This window comes from Streptomyces canus (genome assembly GCF_001514145.1).
In the GTDB taxonomy this organism is placed as follows: Bacteria; Actinomycetota; Actinomycetes; order Streptomycetales; family Streptomycetaceae; genus Streptomyces; species Streptomyces canus.
On sequence record NZ_KQ948667.1, the window covers coordinates 1 to 21,367 of the forward strand.

Sequence of the window (21,367 nt, forward strand, 5' to 3'; positions counted from 1 at the left end):
GCCGAGGATCTCGGCGATGTTCCTGGACTGCTTGGCGACCTGGCGCAGGACGTCGTCGCCGTACAGGCCCTGACTTCCGGTGAGAAACCAGATCTCGTGATCGGGGTGGGTGGTGGCGTTGGTGTCCATGAGGGTTTTCCTTTCAGGAGGACGCGGAGACTTCGGCGCGGATGCGGCGCAGACGGCGCATGACGTCGTTGGTGCCGCGGCCGAAGTAGTCGTGCAGCACCCGGTACTCCGCGTACAGGCGCTCGTAGGCCGCCGCCCGCTGCGGGTCCGGCAGATAGAGGCCGCGGTGGACCTTGCCCATGGCGTGGGCGGCGGCGCGGATGTCGGGGTACGCCCCGGCGGCGACCGCGGCGTGCATCGCGGCGCCGAGCGCCGGGCCCTGGGCGGAGCCGATGACGCCCAGCGGGCGGCCGGTGACGTCGGCGTAGATCTGCATGAGCAGGGCGTTCTTCGTCAGGCCGCCCGCGACGATCAGTTCCCGCACCGGTACGGCCGCGGACTCGAAGGCGTCGATGATGGTGCGGGTGCCGAAGGCGGTGGCCTCCAGCAGGGCGCGGTAGACGTCCTCGGGGCGGGTGGACAGCGTCTGGCCGATCAGCAGGCCGCTGAGGTCGTGGTCGACCAGCACCGAGCGGTTGCCGCTGTGCCAGTCCAGGGCCACCAGTCCGTGCTCGCCGACCTTCTGCCGGGCGGCCAGTTCGGTCAGGTATTCGTGCGCGGTCTGCCCGGCCGCCGCGGCCTTCTCGGCGTAGTCGGCGGGGAAGCCGGTGCGGACGAACCAGGCGAAGATGTCGCCGACGCCGCTCTGGCCCGCCTCGTAGCCCCACAGCCCGGGCAGGATGCCGCCGTCGACGACCCCGCACATGCCGGGCACGGTGCCGAGCTGGTCGGAGCTCATCACATGGCAGGTGGAGGTGCCCATGATGGCGACCATCTGGCCGGGCTCCACGGCCGCTGCCGCCGGAGCGGTGACATGCGCGTCGACGTTGCCGACGCAGACCGTGATGCCCTCGGGGAGCCCCGTCCAGGCGGCGGCTTCGGCGGTCAGCGTCCCTGCCGGGGCGCCGAGTTGGCCGATGGGCTGATCCAGCTTGTCGGTGACGAAACCGGCGAAGTCCGGGTGCAGGGCGGCCAGATAGGCGGGTGACGGGTAGACGCCGTCCTGGTACTGGCCCTTGTAACCGGCGGTGCAGGCGTTGCGGACGTACGTCCCGCTCAGCCGCCACACGATCCAGTCCGCCGCCTCCACCCACCGCTCCGTGCGGCCGTAGACCTCCGGATCCTCCTCCAGGACCTGAAGTGCCTTGGCGAACTCCCACTCCGAGGAGATCTTCCCGCCGTAGCGCGGCAGCCACGGCTCCTTCCGCTCCTCCGCCAACGCGTTGATCCGGTCGGCCTGGCCCTGCGCGGCGTGGTGGCGCCACAGCTTGACGTAGGCGTGCGGGCGGGCGGTGTACTCGGGCAGCTCGCACAGGGGCGTGCCGTCGGCGAGCGTCGGCAGCACTGTGCAGGCGGTGAAGTCGGTGCCGATGCCGATGACCTGCTCGGGCGCCACTCCGGCACGGGCCAGGGCCTCGGGTACGGCGATGCGCAGGACGTCGATGTAGTCCGACGGCATCTGCAGGGCCCAGTCCGGGGGCAGCCGGGTGCCGTCCGGCAGCTCGCGGTCCAGGACCGCGTGTGGGTAGACGTGCTCCGCCGACGCGAGTTCCGCGCCGTCGCGGACGCGGACGACGACGGCACGGCCGGAGAGCGTTCCGTAGTCGACGCCTACGACGCAGGGTTCCTCGGGCATGGCGGCCCACCTCTCTTGTTCGGTAGTGCGATCACTGTTCGGGATCTTGGGCAGAAGATCGGGGGCCCGGCTCCAACCGGGCCCCCGGGTGGGTCAGTTGACCCGCACGACCTGCCACAGTTCGTCATCGGCGCCGTTGTCCGCCGACTGGACGATCAGCGCGCCGTTGGCGGTGGAGGCCGAGGCGACGTCCGCCACCAGGCCGCTGCCGGAGTTGACGAGCTTGTAGTAGCCGCCGCCCGCGTCCGTGAGCGTCCACTTCTGGGAGCTCGCGGTGGAGGAGGCGTTCTGGACGACGGCCGCGCCGGCCGAGGTCGAGCCGTTGTTGTCGAGGAACAGACCGCTGTTGACGTTCTTCACGGTCCAGGCCCCGCCGCTCTGGGACTGGAAGGTCCACAGCTGGCAGTTGTTGGCGGTGTTCACCCACTGGCCCGCCTGCTTGCCCGTGGCGGTGGAGGCGCCGGGGATCTCCAGGAACTTGCCGCTGTTCTTGTTGACCAGCCGGTACTGGCCGGTGGACAGAGTCGGCAGGGCGGTCTGGGTGAGGTTCCAGCGCTGGCAGGCGCAGCCCGTGTTGGACCACTGCCCGGCGGCGGTGCCGACCGTGGTGGAGGCGCTGGGGATCTCCAGGTACTTGCCGCTGATCCGGTTGGTGGCGGTGAAGCCGCCCGCCTGGTTCGGCGCGATGGCCCACTCGTGGTCGAGGGTGCCGTTGTCGTCCCACTGCAGCACCTTGGCACCGTTGGCGGTGGACTGGTTCTGCACGCCCAGCACCTTGCCGCTGGCCACGTTGAAGATCTTGAAGTAGCCGGAGGTCTGCTGGACGAACTTCCACTGCTGGTCGGTGGCGTTGTCGGCGTTCTGCTGGGTGGCGTTGATGCCGTTGGTGGTCGAGCCGCCCGCGATGGCCAGCATCAGGTGGCTGTTGGCGTTGGACATCGTGTAGGTGGCGCCGTCGGAGATGCCGCCGCCCAGGTCGATCGTGCCGTAGGTGACCGGGTTCTCACCGGTGCTGATGACCACGCCCGCGCTCAGGATTGCCAGGCTGTGGCCGTCGGCGAGAGGTACCATGCCGCGGCTGTAGCCGCGGGGGACGGTGGAGGCGATGCGCGTCCAGGCGCCCGACGCGCCGTTCTGCGTGTTCAGGAAGAGGTCGGTGGTGCTCTGGGCACTGACCGCCAGGGTGCCGTTGGGACCGCCGGTGGGAAGCCAGGTGATGTACGGCGCGCTGGTGGGCACGTACCCGTCGGTGGACCTCAGGACGGTGCCGGTGACGGAGCCGAACGCCTCGGGGTCGGAGGAGATCTTGTAGTAGACCGCGAAGTCGGCTTCGGATGCGCCCCCGTACTCGTACGTCATCACGTAGTTGCCGTTGGGCAGTTGCGCGACCACCGGCATGCCGGGGCGGTTGGTGTAGGTCGGCATGGCCACGTCGTCCACGACGGAGGACCAGGTGATGCCGTCGGTGGTGGTCTGGTGGACGATCTTCTGGGCGTGGTTGGGGTCACGCTGGTCGGAGTAGTACACGATCAGCTTGGAGCCGGACACCATCAGGAACGGCTCCCACACCGGGGTCTCGCCGTTGGTGACGTCGGCCCTGCCGCCCTGGGCGATGGAGCTGACGTACGACCAGCTGACGCCGTGGTCGGTGCTCGCGTACAGGTCCAGCTCGGTCGAGGACAGGTCGTTCGGGATGGAGTTGCCGGCGGCGAGGATCGTGCTGGCCGGGAAGGTGCCGATCTGGGTGGGCAGTTCGTACAGGAACGGCTGGTAGCGGTTGCCGAAGCCGTTGTGGGTGTCGCTGATGCTGGAGATCTGGCTCCAGCTGTTGCCGTTGTCCGTGCTGCGGTAGATCGGGAAGACAGGGGTGCCCGAGCTGTACTGCTCGAACGTGGCGAGCAGGGTGCCGTTGGACGAGCCGCTGTTCTGCAGGCGGATGGCGCGCGGGTAGAGCGAGCCGGGTGACGGGGCGTTCGACGGCGGGGTGTACATCGTCTGCGAGGCGCGGGAGATCGCGTGCGCCTGGCCGGAGGCGGGGAGGACGAGGGCGACGGCGGCTGCGAGCAGGGCCAGCAGCAGGGTGATCGCCTGGGCGCGGGGTGCGGCGCGGTGTCTCGCGCTTTCCCTGGTGGTGGACATGTGCGGCTCCCAAGGGATGTCCGGGAAGAGGGGATGGTGCGGGACCCGCCGCTCCCGGGAAAGACGGGGGGAGACGGGAACGGCGGGTGTCTGAGGGGAGGTGGTCAGCCGGCGCGGCGCAGCCGGACGACGTTCCAGGAGACGGGCGGCAGGCTCACGGTGAGCCGTCCGTCGGTGACGGCACCGGTGTCGGCGGCGTACGGGCGGATGCGGTCGGGGTCGTCCTGGGTGTTGGTGGCGCGGATGTCGGGGTCGCTCAGCACCGTGTGCTCCACCGGGACGTAACCGGGGAACGCCCTCAGGTCCAGGGCGAGTTCGACGTTGTCGCCCTGGTGCCGGTTGATGGCGAAGACGGTGAGCTCGTCGCCGTCGTGGGTGGCCACGGCGTCCACGACGGAGACCTCGCCGAAACGATTCGTCTCGTACGTCGGCGCGACCGGCTCAACGCGCAGGACCGTGCCGCGGGCGTGCCGGGCCGCCTGGGCGAAGGGGTGGAAGGTGGTCTGGCGCCAGCTCGGGCCGCCGGCCTCGCTGCGGATGGGGGCGATGACGTTGACGAGCTGGGCGAGGCAGGCGGCGGTGACCCGGTCGCTGTTGCGCAGCAGGCTGATCAGCAGTCCGCCGACCACCACGGCGTCGGCGACGTTGTACTCGTCCTCGATCACCCGGGGGGCCACGGCCCAGTCGGTGGGCTTGTCCTGCGCCTCGAAACGGGTGTTGTACCAGACGTTCCACTCGTCGAAGGAGAGGTTGATCCGCTTCTTCCTGCCCAGCTTCGCCCGGATGTGGTCGGCGGTGGCGACCACCGACTCGACGAAGTGGTCCATGTCGACCCCGGAGGCCAGGAAGCTGCCGAGGTCGCCGTCGAGCTCCTCGTAATAGGCGTGGCAGGAGATGTAGTCGACCTGGTCGTACGCCTCCTCCAGGACGGTGGCCTCCCAGGAGCCGAAGGTCGGCATCGAGGAGCTCGAACTGCCGCAGGCCACCAGCTCCAGCTTGGGGTCGACCATGCGCATGGCCCGCGCGGTCTCGGCGGCGATACGGCCGTACTCCTGGGCGGTCTTGTGGCCGGTCTGCCAGGGGCCGTCCATCTCGTTGCCCAGGCACCACATGCGGATGCCGAAGGGGTCCTGGGCGCCGTTCTTGATCCGCTGGTCGGACCAGGCGGTCCCGCCCGGGTGGTTGCAGTACTCCAGCAGGTCCAGTGCCTCGGCGACACCGCGGGTGCCGAGGTTGACGGCCATCATCGACTCGACGCCGGCCTTCTCGGCCCAGCGCTGGAACTCGTGCAGGCCAAACGCGTTGGTCTCGGTGCTGTGCCAGGCGAGGTCCAGGCGGGTGGGGCGGTCGGCGACCGGGCCGACGCTGTCCTCCCAGCGGAAGCCGGAGACGAAGTTGCCGCCGGGATAGCGCACGGCGGTCACACCCAGCTCGCGCACCAGGTCCAGGACGTCACGGCGCAGGCCGTCCTCGTCGGCGGACGAGTGGCCGGGCTCGTAGATGCCGGTGTAGACGCAGCGGCCCATGTGCTCGACGAACGAGCCGAAGGTCCGGGGGCTCACGTCGGCGACACGGAAGGCGGGGTCGACGGTCAGGGAGGCGTGCAGCATGGAGGTCGCTCCGGGAGGTGCGCGAAAGGGGAGGGGGGTCGCCTGTGAAGAGGGCTACTTGAGGCTTCCGACGGTCAGACCGCCGCGCCAGTACCGCTGGAGAAGGAGGAAGGCCACGATCAGCGGGATGATCGCCACCAGGGAGCCCGCGATCACGAGGGTGAACAGCGCGTTGGCGCCCGACTGGATCAGTGCGCCCTGGTACCAGGACTGCAGGCCGACGGTCAGCGGGAACAGCTTGTCGTTGTTCAGCATCACCAACGGCAGGAAGAAGTTGTTCCAGGTGCCGACCATGGAGAACAGCAGCACGGTCACCAGGGCCGGCTTCAGCGTCGGCAGCGCCACGGACCACAGCACGCGCATCTCTCCGGCGCCGTCGACCCGGGCCGCCTCGAGCAGCTCGTCCGGCAGGGATTCCTGCACGTACACCCGGACCAGGTAGACGCCGAACGGGTTGAGCAGCGAGGGCAGGATGACCGCCCACATGGTGTTGGTCAGCGCCACCTTGCTCAGCAGCAGATAGGTGGGGATGGCCAGCGCGGTCGCCGGGACCATGATGGCGCCGAGCAGGCTGGAGAAGAGCAGGTTGCGGCCGGGGAAGCGGTACTTGGCGAACGCGTACCCCGCGAAGGTGGCCACGGCGGTGGCGCCGACACCGCTGACACCCGCGTAGATCGCGGTGTTGCCCATCCAGCGCAGGTACTCGCCGTCGTTGTAGGTGAACAGCTGCTGGAGGTTGGTGAAGAAGGCGCCCGGCGAGTGGAACCACAGGGCCGCGGTGGAGAACAGGGCGTCGTTGTCCTTGGTGGCGGCGACGACCAGCCACCAGAACGGCATCAGGAAGTACAGGATCATCGCCACCATCACCGCGTTGACGGTGACGCGTCCTCGGGCGGAGGACGTACGGCGGGGCGCCGGGACGGCGGCGGTGGGGGCGGGGACGGCGGCGGTGGTCACTTCAGTCCGCTCCTTTTGCGCGCGGCGAACAGGAAGAGGTAGGAGCCGATGAAGACCACCGCTCCCAGGGAGAAGGAGATGGCGGCGGAGTAGTTGAACTCCGAGTACTGGAAGGCGAGGTTGTACGCGTAGAGGTTGGGCGTGTAGTCCGGGGTGATCACCGAGGACGCCGTCGGCTCCAGCACGCGCGGCTCGGTGAAGAACTGGAGCGTGCCGATGATGGTGAACATCAGCGTGAGCACCATGGCCGAGGAGATCATCGGGATCTTGATGCGCACGGCCGTCTGGATCTGGCCGGCGCCGTCGAGCTTGGCCGCCTCGTAGACCTCGCGGGGCAGCCCCTGCAGGGCCGCGTACAGGACGATCATGTTGTAGCCGGTCCACTGCCAGGTCACGATGTTGCCGAGCGAGGTCAGCATCAGGCTGTGGCCGAGCAGGTCGACCTTCCCCGTGCCCAGGGCGTGGCTGAGGGAGTTCACCGGGCCGAAGGTGGGGCTGTACAGGAAGCCCCACATCAGGGCGCCGATGACCGCGGGGACGGCGTACGGCATGAACAGCGTCATCCGGAAGACCTTGGCGAGCTTGCTGGAGACCTCGTCGATGATGAGGGCGCCGAGCAGCGCGAGACCGAGCATGACCGGGATTTGCACCAGGCCGAAGACCACCACGCGGCGCACGCCGGACGTGAAGTGCGGGTCGGTGAAGGTCTGCTTGTAGTTGGCGAACCAGCTGAAGTGGTCACCGCCCACCAGGGTGGAGGTCCTGAGGCTCAGCCAGAAGGCGTACGCCAGAGGTGCCACCAGGAAGGCCGCGAAGAGCAGCCCGAACGGGGTGATCAGCAGCAGGCCCATGGCCTGGTGGCGGGTGTGGGCGGACTGCCGTCCGTTCCGGCGGCCCGCGCCCGATCCGGTCATGGGGGCGCGAAGACCCTTGGTGCGGACGGTACTCGGGGGCGCGGCCGTCGCGGGTCCCTGCTGTCGGAGCAGGCTCATCACATCTCCTTGCGCGTCTTGCGGAACCCCCGCCGGCGGGCGGTGCGACGCGCGGGCGCCGGCGGGGGCAGTGGGGGTCGGGACTCGGGCCCGTTACTTGCTGACCTTGAATCCCTGCTTGGCCGCGTAGGAGGTGATCTGGTCCTGGACGTTGTCGTTCACGGCGGACCAGGCGGTCTGACCCTGGAGGGCCTTGCCCACCTCACTGGTGTCGGTGTTGTAGGCGAAGTCCTGGAACGGGCTCCAGTCGAAGGCCCCGATGCCGTTCGCCGCGGGCACGAAGACCTTGTTGATCTGCTGGCCGCCGAAGAAGTCGTACTTCTTGTCCTTGAAGTACTCGCTGTTGAGGGTCGGGGTGGCCAGCGGGAAGAGGTAGGCCTGGTCGATGCCGATCTTCCAGGCCGCGTCGGAGGTGCCGAACAGCTCCCGGGCGACCTCGGTGGCCTCCTTGGGGTGCTGGGTCTGCGAGGTCACCGAGAAGCTCGAACCGCCCCAGTCACCCTGGTCGTTGCCACCCGCCGTCCACTGCGGCAGCGGGGCGACCCGCCACTTGCCCGCAGTCTTCTTGGCGACGCTGGAGAGGTAGCCCGGACCCCAGCCGGCCGCGATGTAGGTGGCGTACTTGCCGGTGCTGAGGCCGTTGTAGAAGTCCGTGGTGGCGTACGACTGGGTGTCGACCAGCTTGTTCTTGACCAGGTCGCCCCAGTACTCGTACACCTTCTTGGCGTTGTCGTCGTTGAGCTTGACCCCGATGTCCGGCAGCTTGCTCGCCGAGTAGGTGTAGGGGCGGGAGCCGGCCTGCCACGTCAGGCCCTGGCGCCAGCCGGCGGCCGTCTCGTCGCTGCCGAAGTCGGTCATGTACGCGTTGGGGTCGGCCTTGTGCAGCTTGGCGGCCTCCTCCTTGTACTCCGCCCAGGTGGTCGGGACCTTCAGGTTGTACTTCTTGAAGAGGTCGGCGCGGTACATCATCGCCATCGGACCGCCGTCGACCGGGATCGCGTAGACGTGCTCGCCGTCGGAGGCCTGCTTCCAGGCCCAGTCGACGTAGTTGCCCTTGTCCGCGTTCGCGCCGTACTTGCCCATGTCGAGCAGGCCCTTGGTGAGCTGGATGGTGGGCAGCTCCTGGAACTCCAGCATGACGACGTCGGGGGCGCCCTGGCCCGCCTTGAGCGCGGTCTTCAGCTTGGTGTACTCGTCCTGGCCGACGCCCGCCTGCACCCAGTCGACCTGGACGTCCTTGTGGGTCTTGTTGAACTCGGCCACGACCTGCTTGAACTGCGGGTACCAGGCCCACACCTTGATGTGCACCGGGCCGCTGCCCGTGGTGCCGCTGCCGCTGCCGCCGCCCGACCCGCAGGCCGCGAGGAGCACCCCGGCGAGGGCGGCGGAGGTCGCCGCGACCGCGGTGCGCCGGACGGAACGGGACGTGGGCCTTCTGGTGGAGGACATGAGCAATCTCCTGGGTGTGGTGCCCGAGGGCAGGGGAGCGGGAGGCAAGGCGGAGGTACGCCGGACACACGGGGGTACGGCGCGGACGGGCCGAGGGCATGCGGGCACTGCGGCTCGTTGAGGGGACGAACGTCAACTGGCGCGGGAGGGTGGGCGCACGTGACGTCGGTGAAGGTGAGAGGGAGCTCGGTGATCAGCGCACGGGCGCTGTCAGACCACCACGAGTAAAGAGTGAAGCCCTGTCATGGCCGGTGCGGCTCCCGGCCCGTGAGTGGTGGCTGTTCCCACTGCGGCTCCTACTGTCCGGTCCGCGACGCGGTGACGTCACGGTCCCTGGGTTCCCGACCCGACTGGATCAGGCCCCCTTCTGCTACGCTCTGCAGCGCTGCAAAAGTGTTAACCGAGAACTTGCCGCGCTGCAAGAGGTAACCGGGAAGAAACTTTCAGCGCTGAAACCGTCATCCGGGACAAAGGTGACATATGACTAGAGGCGTCACACTCCGCGACGTCGCGGCGCTCGCCGGCGTCTCCAGCCGGACCGTGTCCAACGTGGTCAACGGCTACGCACCGGTCTCCGAGGCCATGCGGGCCCGGGTGCAGAAGGCGGTCGACGAACTCGGCTACCAGCCGAACGTCCTGGCCCGCAATCTCGCCTCCGGCCGGTCGGGTCAGATCGCGGTGGTGGTGCCGTATCTGGACACGCCCTACTTCGCCGAGCTGTCGCAGGGCATCATCCGGGCGGCCCGGGTGCAGGGGTACAACGTCCTGATCGACCAGACCGACGGCGACGCGGAGCACGAGAAGCTGTTCCTCAGCCGCCGCTCCCAGCAGCTGCTGTTCGACGGCGTCATCTTCAGCCCGCTGGGGCTGGCCCAGTCCGACCTGGGCGAGCGCGACGCGGACCTCCCGCTGGTCGTGCTCGGAGAGCGGGTCAGCGACGGCGGCTTCGACCACATCGGCATCGACGACGTCACCGCCTCACGGGAGGCCACGGAGCATCTGCTCGGCCTCGGCCGGCGTCGCGTCGCCGCGATCGGCGACCAGCCCTACCGCACCGGTGAGGCGGCCCAACTGCGCACCCAGGGCTACCGGTTGGCCCACGAGCGGGCCGGCATACCGGTCCGCGAGGAACTCGTCATCTCCACTCCGCGCTTCAACCGCTCCGACGGCGCGAGCGCCATGGCCCACCTGCTCGACCTGGAGGAACCGCCCGACGCGGTCTTCTGCTACAGCGACCTGGTGGCCCTGGGCGCCCTGCACACGCTGGCCGCCCGCGGGCTGCGCGTCCCCGAGGACGTCGCCGTCGTCGGCTACGACGACATAGAGGACGCCCGCTACTCCAACCCACCCGTCACGACGGTCTCGCCGGACAAGAAGATGATCGCCGAGACGGCGGTGGAGCGGCTGCTCAAGCGGATCGGCAGTTCAACCCCTGTCCCCGGCATGGAGATCCGTGCCCCGCACCGGCTCATCCCGCGAGCGAGCACCATGGGGCGGCAGGCGACGGACGCCGCCGAGTGGGCGGTTTCACCACCCCATTTGCACTAATTGGGGAACGCGGAGGATTCCCCACCCCTCCCTCTGTGTGAAGGAAACCGCGCAGGTAGGGAAATCGGGGATCAACCGGATGGGTCTGACCAGCGAGACGACCGTGTATGTGATGGCGGCCCTCGCGGCCGTGTGTGTGGGACTGCTGGTCTGGTCGTGGCCACGGTTCGCCCGGCAGGGACTGCGGCAGGTGTTCGGACGCCTGCTGGCCATCGGGACGACCCAGGTGGTGATGATCGCGGCGTTCGCCTGCTGGCTGAACTCGTCGTACCAGTTCTTCGGATCGTGGGGCGAGCTCTTCGGCCGGGTCGAGACGGCCCCCGTCGGGGTGACACAGGCGGGCGGGGGCGGCACCGGACCGGTGAACGGCGTCGCCGTGAAGGGGGCGCCGGTACAGCCCGCCGGCGACGAGCAGCTGAGCCGGGTCAGCGGACTGCCCACCGGCCCCGCGGCGGTGAACGGGCGGGTGGAGTCCGTGAAGGTCATCGGCCGCCGCACGGGCGTGGTCGACCCGGCTTTCGTCTACCTGCCGCCGCAGTACTTCCAGAAGGCGTACCAGCGCCAGCGCTTCCCGGTGATCGTCGCGCTCAGCGGCTACCCGGGCAGCATCTTCAACCTCGCGCAGCATCTGCGGGTGTCGCAGACCGCCGGTGAACTGCAGAAGAGCGGTCGGATGCAGCCGACCGTCATGGTGATGATCCGGCCGACGATCGCCCCGCCGCGCGACACCGAGTGCGTGAACGTACCGGGCGGCCCGCAGACCGAGACCTTCCTGGCCAAGGATCTCCCCGACGCCCTGAAGTCCGCCTACCGGGTGGGCCACGACGCCAGTGCCTGGGGTGTCATGGGCTACTCCTCCGGAGGCAGCTGCGCCCTCCAGCTGGCGATGCGCGATCCGCACTTGTACACGACGGCCGCCGCTCTGTCGCCCGACTACCGGGTCAAGGACGATCCGACGACCGGCAGTCTCTTCGGCAGCGGACCGGACCGCACCGAGCGGATGAACGGCCACGATCTGATGTGGCGGCTCAAGCACCTGCCCGTCCCCCAGGTCTCCGTGCTGGTGGCCGAGAGCAAGCACGGGGAGCGCGGTTATCCGCAGACGCAGGCCTTCATCAAGGCGGTGAAGGCGCCCATGCGGGTCGCGTCGATCCTGCCCGAGCACGGCAGCCACAACTTCCCTACCTGGGTTCAGGAGATGCCTCCCGCCCTGACGTGGATGAACCAGCAGTTGACGTTCCCTCAGGACGTCGTGCCCCGTCACCACAAAAAGGGGGCAGTGGTGGCCGATCCGCCGAGGCACGGTCCCGACCCCCTGCGTGCCGACGGCCCGGAGCCCACGCGCACCGCGACGACCCGCAGGTGAGTGGTGCGAGCCTCAACTCGCCTACAAGTCTTGCCAATTACTCATCCGGCGGCGCCGGAGTGCCGTTTAGGGTGGGGCGATGGAGCACGAGCACAGAAGCTTCGTCGAACTCATGGGTGCGAGGGCGGCGGAGCACGGTGACCGGACCGCCCTGATCTTCAGCGCGGATCCGCTCCGCGCCGAGGCCGACGAGACCGTGACGTACGGGGAACTCGACCGGTCCGCCCGCCAGGTCGCCGCGCTGCTGCAGGATCGGTTCTCCATCGGTGACCGTCTGCTCGTCCTGCATCCCTCCGGGACGGGGTTCGCACGCTCCCTCCTGGGCTGCATGTACGCGGGCATGATCCCGGTGCCCGCGCCGCCGCCCGACGGCCGTCAGCGGCGGCTGGCCGACCGGCTCGCCGCGATCGCCCGGGACGCGGGAGCGGCCGGCGCCCTGGCCGACGGCACGGATCGGGAAGCGCTCGTGTCCTGGACCAAGGAGCAGGAGCTCGGGGGCGTGACCGTGCTCGCGCCTCACTCCGTCACGGACGAGCTGCCCCCGCCGAACCGGTGGCGGCCGCCTCCGGCCGACCCGCACGCGCCGGCCTTCCTCCAGTACACGTCAGGGTCCACCGACGACCCCAAGGGCGTCATGGTCGACCACGCCAACCTGCTGGCCAACGCCCGGATCCTCGCGGCGATCGCCGACATGCGCGCCGGCCGGCCGGTGGGCGGCTGGCTGCCGCTCTACCACGACTTCGGGCTGATCGGGCTGCTGCTCACGCCGCTGGTCCTGGGTGGTCGCAGCGTGCTGATGCCGCCGACGGCCTTCCTCAAGCGCCCGCACACGTGGCTGACGTTGATCGACCGGCACGGCATCGACTTCTCGCCCGCTCCGAACTTCGCCTACGACCTGTGCCTGACGCGGATCACCGACGAGCAGCTGGCCGGCCTGGACCTCTCGCGCTGGCGGTGCGCGGTCAACGGCGCCGAGCCCGTCCAGGCAGCCACCGTCGAGGCGTTCACCCGGCGGTTCGCCGCCGCCGGGCTGCGCCCCGAGGCGATGCTCCCCGGCTACGGCATGGCCGAGACGACGCTGGTCGTCTCCGGCGACCGTCCTGCCCGCCGTGCAGTGATCACCGAGGTGGACGCCGCCGCGTTCGAGGGCGGTGAGCTGCTGGCCCCGGCCCCCGGCGCACCCGTGCACCGCATCGTCAGCAGCGGCCCCGCCGAGCACCTTGACGTCCGGATCATCGACGCCGACGGGGGCAAGACGCTGCCGGACGGCCGGGTCGGCGAGATCTGGGTGCGCGGCCCGAACGTCGCCCGGGGCTACTGGGGGCGGCCCGACGAGACCCGGCGGGTCTTCGACGCCGTCACACCCGACGGGGAGAGCGGCTTTCTGCGCACCGGGGACCTGGGGATCCTGCACGAGGGCGAGCTGTACGTCACGGGCCGCACCAAGGAGCTGATCATCGTCCGCGGCCGCAACCTCTACCCGCAGGACCTGGAGGCGGCGACGCGGGAGGCCCACCCGGCTCTGGAACGCGGGGTCGGGGCGGCCTTCTCCGTCCCGGTGCCCGAGGAGGAGGTCGTGGTGGTCCGCGAGTGCCGGGCCGACCGGGTCGCGCCGGACGAGCTGGCCCACGTCGCCGCGCGCGTCCGCGACCGCCTCACCCGGGACGTCGGGGTGCCCGCCCACAACGTCGTCCTCGTGCCTCCCGGCACGGTGGCGCGGACCACCAGCGGCAAGATCCAGCGACGGCTGCTGCGTCGGCGGTTCCTCGGCGGCGAGCTTCCGATCCTGCACGCGGAACTGTCACCGGCCGTGCGCGCCAGACTGGGCGAGGTGGCGGGCGGTGACGTCTCGTGACGGTGACCGACCTGCTGGGCGATGCGGGCCGTGTCCGCCTCGGCGGTTTCGGTGGGGGCGGTGACGTCTCGTGAAGGTCATCGAGCGGTTGATCGCCGTGGGCGGTGATGTCTGGTGAGGGTGACGGATCTGTTGATCGCTACCGGCCGTGTCTGTCTGGGTGGTTTCGGCGCGGGCGGTGACGCCTGGTGAGGGTGACGGATCTGCTGATCGCCTCGGGCCGTGTCTGTCTCGGCGGCTTCGTCGCGGGCGGTGACGTCTCGTGAAAGTCACTGACCCGCTCATCGACACCGACCGCGTCGACCTCGACGGATTCGACCGGGCGCTCGGCGATCCCGCCGACCCCGCGGCGCTCCTCTCCTACGCCCGCAGCGCCGAGCTGGACCGCGGTGAGTCGTTCCCCGCCGACATCTGCCGGGAGCTCGACCGGATGGGGCTGCCACGCCTGTACGTACCGGCCGAGTTCGGCGGCGCGCTGACCCGCTACGACGAGCTCGTCGCGGCGCTGCGGGCGGTCGCGCGGCGCGACCTGACCGTCGCGATCGGGCACGGCAAAACGTTTCTCGGGGGCGTCTGCATGTGGCTGGCGGGCCGCGCGGAGCAGGCGCGCGAGCTCGGCGCCGACATCATCGCCGGGGCACCGGTGTCGTGGGGACTGACCGAGCGCGGCCACGGCAGCGACCTGCTCGCCGGTGAGATGACAGCCACTCCGGAACCCGGCGGGTTTCGCGTGAACGGCGAGAAGTGGCTGATCAACAACGCCACCCGGGGCACGCTGCTCTGCCTTCTCGTACGCACCCGGCCCGAGGGCGGCCCGCGCGGCTTCACCCTGCTGCTGGCCGACAAACGGCGCCTCCCGGCGGACCGCTGGCGGCCCCTGCCCAAGGTGCCCACGCACGGCATCCGGGGCGCCGACATCAGCGGGATCGCGCTGGAGGACTGCCCGTTCCCGGCCGACGCGCTGATCGGCGAGCAGGGCGCCGGTCTGGAGATCGTGCTCAAGGCGTTGCAGCTCACCCGGACCGCCTGCACGGCCCTGTCGCTGGGCGCCGCCGACCAGGCGGTGCGGCTCGCCGAGGAGTTCGCCGCCGGGCGCGAGCTCTACGGCCGTCGGCTGATCGATCTGCCGCACGTACGCCGCGTACTCGGAGAGGCGTACGCCGCGCTCCACGCCGCCGAGATCGTGAGCGTGCTGGCGGCCCGCAGCGTGCACACCCTGCCGCAGGAGATGACCGTCATCTCCGCGGTGGCCAAGTCGTACGTCCCGACCCGCGCCGACGAACTGATCGCCGCCTGCGGCGAGTTGCTGGGCGCCCGCGCCTTCCTCACCGAGGTCCACGAGCAAGGCGCGTTCCAGAAGCTGGAACGCGACCACCGGGTGGTCGGCATCTTCGACGGGAGCACCTTCGTCAACCAGCACGTCCTGATCAACCACTTTCCGGTGCTGGTCCGCGGCCATCGGGAGGGCACCGCCGACGAGGAGGCCGTACGCCGTACCGCCGACCTGTCGGCCCCGCTGCCCCCGGCCCGGCTCGACCGGCTGAGCCTGCTGGCGCGCGGCGGGTGCAGCCTCACGCAGAGCCTGCACACCGCGAGCGGTGACCTGCGTGCGCTGGCATCCGCGGGGCAGGCGCCCGCACGCGTGGCCGAGCTCGCCGAGGAGCTCACCGACAGCTGCATCCGGCTCCACCACGAGCTGGCGCTGAGCCCGCCCGCCTCCCAGTACGCGCGGCCGGAGGCCTTCGCGCTGGCGCGCCGCTACGAGGACTGCTTCGCGGGTGCGGCCGCCCTGAGGGTGTGGCTGCACCACCGCACCCCCGGCGAGGACCCACTGTGGCTGGAGGCCGTCCTCACCTATGTGCTGCGGTCGCTGCGCCCGCCGGGACGGCCGACCGACGGCGAGGTGTTCGACCGGCTCTTCGACGCCCGTAGGGCCGGCCGTCCCAGCGTTCCTCCGACCTCGGTGGTCACCTCGTGATCGACAGCACCGGGTCGCGCGACGCCCCCGCGGCCGCCGCCATCGCCGACCTCGAACGCCGGTTCGGCGACCCTTGGGATCCGGGCAATCCAACCGGCCACGCCGCTGTGCTGGCGGCCGACGAGGCCGGTGAGATGCTCGCCGCGGGCGAACGGTTGCTGGACGACTACGGGTTGAACGCCGAATTCGTCCCGCCCGAACTGGGCGGGCGCCTGACCCGGCTCGACCACCTCATCGAGGTGCTGCGGGTGGTCTTCCGGCACGACCCCTGCCTGGGTCTCGGATACGGAGCGAGCAGCCTCATCCCCGCGGTCAACGTCTGGACCGCGGGCGACGAACGGCAGCGCCGCCGGATGGCCGATGTGCTGCTGGCGGGTGGCCGGGCCGTCTCCGGCTACCACGAGCTGGCACACGGCAACGACTTCGCGCGGGCCGAGTTCTCGGCGCTGCCGGGCGACGACGGGCGGTTACGGCTCAACGGGCGCAAGGAAGTGATCGCCAACGCCCGGCGCGCCGAGGCCATGGTGCTCTTCGCGCGCACGTCGCCCGCTCCGGGCAGCCGCAGCCACTCGCAGCTGTTCGTGGAGAAGGCGGACCTGCCCCCGGGCGCGCCCATCCACCTGCCGCGCTTCCACAGCGCGGGAATGCGCGGGGTCCAGCTCGGCGGGCTGGAGTTCCGGGACTGCCCGGTCCCGGCGGACGCGGTGCTGGGGGCGCCCGGGCTCGGCGTGGAGACGGCGCTGCGCTCCTTTCAGATCACCCGCACCGCGCTGCCGGCGATGACCGCGGGCATCCTGGAGACCGGCCTGGAGGTCACCGCCAGGTTCGCGGAGGAGCGCGTCCTGTACGGGCGGTCGCTGGCCGAGATGCCGTACATCCGCTCGATCCTCGCCGACGCCTTCACCGACCTGCTGATCTGCGACTGCCTGGCCACCGTGACTGCGCGCTCGGTGCATCTGCTCCCCGGCGAGACCAGCCTGTACGCCTCGGCCGCCAAGTACTTCGTGGCCACCCTCCTGATGGACGCCATGGACGCGCTGTCGCGGGTGCTGGGCGCGCAGTTCTACCTCCGCGACGGCGGCTACGGGATCTTCCAGAAGCACCTGCGCGACCTGGCGCCTGCGGGCTTCGGCCACACCGCGCGCGTGGCCTGCCTCAGCACGGTGCTGCCGCAGCTGCCCCGGCTGGCCCGCAAGGGGTGGCTGGACGACACCCAGCCGCCCGCCGAGGCGTTCCGCCTCGGCGCGGACCTGCCACCGCTGCCCTTCGAGCGGCTGTCGGTCGGCTCGGGCGGGCGGGACAGCCTCAGCGCCTCGCTCACGGCGGCCCTCGGCTCCCCCGAACTGGACGGCGAGCTGCGCCACTTGGTCTCCGTCATCGCGGCCGAGCAGGCCGACCTACGACGCGAATGCGCCGCGCTGACCCCCGTGGACCTCTCCGTCGCCGCCCGGCCCGAGGCCCTGCGGCTGGCGGCACGGTACGCCGCGGTGCTCGCGGCGGTCGCCTGCGTGAACGTCTGGCTCCACAACCGGGATCGGCACGACGCGTTCCTCGGCGAACCCCACTGGGCCGTCGCGGCGCTGGGCCGGATCGCCGAACGGGTGGGCCGCGACCCCGGGCAGCGGTCCCCGCACATCACCGAACGGCTGTCGGCGGAGGTCCTCGTCCGGCACCGCGACCGCCGCGGGTTCGGCCTGTCGAACCGGCCCCTGCAATGACAAGGAGAAGGCGATGAACACCCCCGAACCGGCCCCGTCGGACACCGAACTGCGGAGTTGGCTGCGCGCGCGGGTCGCTCACTACGCGCAACTCGACGCCGCCGCCATCGACACCACCGCGACGCTGACGACGTACGGTCTCGACTCGGTCTACGCGCTGATCCTCTGCGGCGACATCGAGGACCACCTCGGCCTGGCCCTGGAGCCGACGGTGGCCTGGGACCACCCGACGATCGACGCCCTGGCGGGGCACCTGGAGGAGACGCTCGCCCAGACGTCCCCGTCGGGGGAGAGCCGATGACCTCGCTGGAGGAGGTGGCGGCCCACCTGCCGTCGGCACGCATACCCATCGGCGAGCTGAGCGACGAACTGGGCCTCAGCGCCGCGGAGATGAAGGTGTACCGGCGCTTCTACGGCCTGGCGGAGGTCTGCCGCGAGCCCGGCGGCACGCTCACCGATCTGCTGCTGGCCGCCGCGGGCAAACTCGACGGACTGCGCGGCAGGGAGGAGAGGGTGCGGTACGTGGTCCAGGCGCGGACCATGCCGGTGGTCGTCCCCCATCCGGTCAACCCCGTGCACGAGGTGCGTGACGCGCTCGGGCTCGGACACGCCACGGCCTTCGCGGTGACCCACCACGCCTGCGCCTCGGGGCTGCTGGCGGTGGACATGGTCGGCAAACTGCTGGCGAGCGACGGTGATCCGGACGCGCTGGCCCTGGTCCTCACCGGCGAGAAGACCTTCACCCTGGCCGCACAGACGGTGCCGGGTACGGCCGCCAACAGTGAGGGCGCGGCCGCGGTGCTCGTCGGTACCCGCGACGACCGGGACCGGATGCTGAGCTACGCCGCCCGCACCCACGGCCGCTTCTACGAGTGCCTGTCGCTCGACGACGAACTGGCCGGTGAATACCAGCAGATCTACACCGAGGCGCTGGCCGAGGTCATGCTGGCGGCCGTCGCGAAGGCGGGCCTGGGACTGGACGACGTCGCCGTGGTCTTCCCGCACAACGTCAACCGGCTGTCGTGGGCGCGGCTCGCCAGACATCTCGGGCTCCCGCTGGAGCGCGTCTTCCTGGACAACGTGCCGGTCACCGGGCACTGCTTCTGCGCCGACCCCTTCATCAACTACCGCACGGCCCTCGACCTCGGCCGGCTGCGCCCGGGGGACCGCTATCTGCTCGCCACGGTCGGTCTCGGCTCGACCTTCTCGGCGATGCTCTTCGAGCACTGAAAGGGGCACGGGCGAGATGACCGGGAATTTCACCGGCCGCCTGAAGGCGGCCGTGACCGGCAACCCTGACGCAGAGCTGGTGTTCCTCGGCAACTTCGAGGTCGAGGACCAGTGGGCCCGGGGCGAACCCGGGCTGCCGAGGCTGACGTTCGGCTCCGGCAGCGTCATCGTCAACCGGATGGACGAGTTCGCCCTGCTGCTCGCGGGCAAGGGCGACCACGTCGTGCTGAAGGGCGAACCCGACCCCGACTACCTGAGCCATCTGGAGGAACTCGGCTTCGACCTGCCGGGGTTGCTCGTGGTGGAGCGCCAGGACCCGGGCAGCACCGTCACCCAGGACGCGCTGGAGGACCGGCCGGTGCTGCGCGAGCTGGGCAGGATCGGTGCGCGCGGTGGCGTCGTCTGCGCGCACGGGGTCAGCGAGCTGGAGGAACGGCTGGCCGAACGGGCCGGGATCCCACTGGCCGCCCCGCCGGCGGCGGTCTGCAAGGCGGTCAACAGCAAGATCTACAGCCGGCGGCTGGCCGGTGAGCTGGGCATCCGGCGGGCCCGCGGCTGGAGTTGCACGAGCCTGGCCGAGCTCGACGCGGCGGTCGAGGCCGCCCGCGCGCTGCTCGCCGACGGCCGCCCGGTCGTGTTCAAGGACGCCTTCGGCGTCTCCGGCAAGGGCATCGAGGTGGTCGCGGACGAACGCCGCCTGGACCGGCTGCACCGCATGATCCGCAGCCGGGCGCGGAAGGCCGGGGACGACCGGGCCGGCCTGGTGGTGGAGGAGTGGGTGGCCAAGCACGCCGACCTCAACTACCAGTTCACCGTCGGCCGGGACGGCCATGTGCACGTCGACTTCGTCAAGGAGGCCCTGACCGAGGGCGGGGTGCACCTGGGCCACCGGATCCCGGCGCGGCTCACCGAGCGGCAGACGGCCCAACTGACGGAGGTCTCCCGGCTGCTGGGCGGGCGGCTGGCGGACGACGGCTACTTCGGCGTCGTCGGCGTCGACGCGATGGTCGATCCCGACGGCGGCCTCTACCCGGTCGTCGAGATCAACGCGCGCCACAACATGTCCACCTACCAGGCCTCGATCCAGGAGGCCTTCATCGGGTCCGGCAGCATGGCGCTGGTGCGCAGGTATCCCCTGCGGCTCGGCGCGCCACTGCCGTTCGGGTCGCTCCACCGCGCTCTTTCGGACCTGCTGTTCGACCCCGCCCGGGGCACGGGCCTGCTGATCAACAACCACGCCACCGTCAACGCGGCCGCGCCGCCCGGCGAACGGGCCCCGGGTGAGGAATTCGCCGGGCGTCTCCACGGGGTCGTCGTCGCCGACTCGGCGGACCGGACGGCGGCACTGGACGACGAGGTCGGCCGCAGGCTGGCCGCTCTCGCGGAGAGCACCAGGGGAGAGGTACGACGATGACACGCGAGTTCCAGGTGCAGGGCGTGCGGGTGTCCGAGCTGGCCCGGCGATACGGCACCCCGTTGTTCGTCTACGACGGGACCGCGCTGCGGGACCGGTTCCACGGGCTGCGCGACCGGCTGCACCCGGCCATGGAGATCTTCTACTCGCTCAAGGCCAACCCGAACATCTCAGTCTGCGCGCTGCTGCACTCGTTCGGCGCGCGGGCCGAGGTCTCCTCACTGGTGGAACTGACGACCGCGCTCCGGGCCGGCGTGCCACCGCAGCAAGTGATCTTCCTCGGCCCCGGCAAGAGCCGCCAGGAGCTGGCCGCCTGCCTGGACACCGGGATCCACGCTGTCGTATGCGAGTCGATCCCCGAGGTGGCCCTGGTGGACGAGCTGGCCCGGGAGCGGGGCGTGAAGGCGCCGGTCGCACTGCGCGTCAACCCGCGCTTCGCGGTCAAGCGCTCCGGGCTGGCGATGGGAGGCAAGCCGCGCCAGTTCGGCATCGACGAGGAGGAGTTGTTCGGACAGACCGACCTGGTGAAACGGTTCCCCGACGTCGACCTGATGGGGGTGCAGGTGTACATGGGCACCCGGATTCTCCATGAGGCCGTCATCGTCGAGAACACCACCCGCATCCTCGACCTGGCCGAGCGGCTGTCGGCCGCGCTGAGCCTCGACTTGCGGATGGTCGACGTGGGCGGCGGCCTGGGCGTCTCCTATTTCGACGGCGAGAGAGACCTGGACGTCCAGGTGCTGACCGACGGGCTCAACCCCGTCATCGAGGACTTCACGGCCCGGCACCCCGGCACCAGGATGATCATGGAGCTGGGCCGCTACCTCACCGCCGAGGCCGGCACGTACGTCATGGGCGTCCGCTACACCAAGACCTCGATGGGGGAGCGGTTCGCGGTCGCCGACGGCGGGACCCACCACCACATGGCGGCCGTCGGCCTCGGCTCGTTCGTCAAGCGCAACTTCCCGATGGCGGTGCTCAACCGGCTCGACGAACCCGCGACCGAGGAGTGGAACGTCACCGGGCTGCTCTGCACCCCGGGCGACACGATCGGCAAGAAGGTCCCGCTGCCGCCGGTGCGACCCGGCGACCTGATCGGCGTGCACCGCTCCGGTGCCTACGGCCCGACCGCCTCACCGGGGCTGTTCCTCAGCCATGGCTACCCGGCCGAGGTGCTGGTCCACGAGGGGCGGTGCCATCTGGTCCGGGAACGGGACAGTCCCGACGACCTCCTGCAGCGGCAGCGACTCTACGACCCGACCGCGCACGACGAAGCCGATGTCCCCCACTGACCCCCAGGACAACAC

At 70.5% G+C, this 21,367-nt stretch carries 16 protein-coding genes; 9 read left to right on the forward strand and 7 right to left on the reverse strand.

Translation table 11 applies throughout. From position 1 onward, the window contains the following. The 7 genes from AQJ46_RS54490 to AQJ46_RS32480 all read right to left on the reverse strand — a co-directional run. Window positions 1–129: hypothetical protein (locus AQJ46_RS54490; protein WP_159064083.1), on the reverse strand; the 129-nt coding region annotated here is incomplete at its 3' end. Between the two features lie 13 nt (window positions 130–142). Continuing rightward, window positions 143–1,804 (reverse strand): ribulokinase, encoded by a 1,662-nt coding sequence (araB, locus tag AQJ46_RS32455; protein WP_059208963.1) that lies wholly within the window; start codon window positions 1,802–1,804, stop codon window positions 143–145. A 93-nt stretch (window positions 1,805–1,897) separates the two neighbouring features. Then, complete coding sequence (locus tag AQJ46_RS32460; RefSeq protein ID WP_059208964.1) at window positions 1,898–3,943, reverse strand: RICIN domain-containing protein; 2,046 nt, start codon at window positions 3,941–3,943, stop codon at window positions 1,898–1,900. Between the two features lie 104 nt (window positions 3,944–4,047). After that, window positions 4,048–5,553 (reverse strand): arabinosylfuranosidase ArfA, encoded by a 1,506-nt coding sequence (gene arfA, locus AQJ46_RS32465; RefSeq protein ID WP_059208965.1) that lies wholly within the window; start codon window positions 5,551–5,553, stop codon window positions 4,048–4,050. Between the two features lie 54 nt (window positions 5,554–5,607). Then, window positions 5,608–6,510, reverse strand: a complete 903-nt coding sequence (locus tag AQJ46_RS32470) for a carbohydrate ABC transporter permease (protein WP_059208966.1) — start codon at window positions 6,508–6,510, stop codon at window positions 5,608–5,610. Beyond that, window positions 6,507–7,502 carry a carbohydrate ABC transporter permease gene (locus AQJ46_RS32475; protein WP_079072506.1) on the reverse strand — a complete coding sequence of 332 codons (996 nt, stop codon included), beginning with the start codon at window positions 7,500–7,502 and terminating at the stop codon, window positions 6,507–6,509. Before AQJ46_RS32475 ends, AQJ46_RS32470 begins: the two co-directional genes overlap by 4 nt. A gap of 93 nt (window positions 7,503–7,595) precedes the next feature. Continuing rightward, on the reverse strand, window positions 7,596–8,951 hold the full coding sequence (locus AQJ46_RS32480) for an ABC transporter substrate-binding protein (RefSeq protein ID WP_059208967.1): 1,356 nt from the start codon (window positions 8,949–8,951) through the stop codon (window positions 7,596–7,598). Window positions 8,952–9,431: 480 nt separating this feature from the next. On the opposite strand from AQJ46_RS32480, the gene AQJ46_RS32485 reads away from it, so the two are divergent. From AQJ46_RS32485 to AQJ46_RS32525, 9 genes are all read left to right on the forward strand, one after another. Further along, window positions 9,432–10,499, forward strand: coding sequence for a LacI family DNA-binding transcriptional regulator (locus AQJ46_RS32485; protein WP_059208968.1), 1,068 nt, complete (start codon window positions 9,432–9,434; stop codon window positions 10,497–10,499). A 79-nt stretch (window positions 10,500–10,578) separates the two neighbouring features. Further along, window positions 10,579–11,865: an alpha/beta hydrolase gene (locus tag AQJ46_RS32490; RefSeq protein ID WP_059208969.1), complete on the forward strand. Its 1,287-nt coding sequence runs from the start codon at window positions 10,579–10,581 to the stop codon at window positions 11,863–11,865. Between the two features lie 79 nt (window positions 11,866–11,944). Continuing rightward, the gene (locus tag AQJ46_RS32495) at window positions 11,945–13,720 is read left to right on the forward strand and encodes a fatty acyl-AMP ligase (protein WP_059208970.1); all 1,776 of its coding nucleotides are present in this window, start codon (window positions 11,945–11,947) and stop codon (window positions 13,718–13,720) included. A 262-nt stretch (window positions 13,721–13,982) separates the two neighbouring features. After that, the gene (locus tag AQJ46_RS32500) at window positions 13,983–15,698 is read left to right on the forward strand and encodes an acyl-CoA dehydrogenase family protein (protein WP_059208971.1); all 1,716 of its coding nucleotides are present in this window, start codon (window positions 13,983–13,985) and stop codon (window positions 15,696–15,698) included. Next, entirely contained in the window at window positions 15,695–17,416 is a 1,722-nt protein-coding gene (locus tag AQJ46_RS32505) for an acyl-CoA dehydrogenase (RefSeq protein WP_225887440.1), read from the forward strand. Before AQJ46_RS32500 ends, AQJ46_RS32505 begins: the two co-directional genes overlap by 4 nt. Window positions 17,417–17,429: 13 nt before the next feature. Next, window positions 17,430–17,717, forward strand: a complete 288-nt coding sequence (locus AQJ46_RS32510; protein WP_059208972.1) for an acyl carrier protein — start codon at window positions 17,430–17,432, stop codon at window positions 17,715–17,717. After that, complete coding sequence (locus AQJ46_RS32515) at window positions 17,714–18,646, forward strand: 3-oxoacyl-[acyl-carrier-protein] synthase III C-terminal domain-containing protein (protein WP_059208973.1); 933 nt, start codon at window positions 17,714–17,716, stop codon at window positions 18,644–18,646. The genes AQJ46_RS32510 and AQJ46_RS32515 overlap by 4 nt, the downstream gene beginning before the upstream one ends. A gap of 16 nt (window positions 18,647–18,662) precedes the next feature. Further along, entirely contained in the window at window positions 18,663–20,060 is a 1,398-nt protein-coding gene (locus tag AQJ46_RS32520; RefSeq protein ID WP_059208974.1) for a preATP grasp domain-containing protein, read from the forward strand. Beyond that, a complete protein-coding gene (locus AQJ46_RS32525) occupies window positions 20,057–21,352 on the forward strand; it encodes a type III PLP-dependent enzyme (protein ID WP_059208975.1) in 1,296 nt (431 codons plus the stop codon). The genes AQJ46_RS32520 and AQJ46_RS32525 overlap by 4 nt, the downstream gene beginning before the upstream one ends. The last annotated feature ends 15 nt before the right edge of the window (window positions 21,353–21,367 follow it).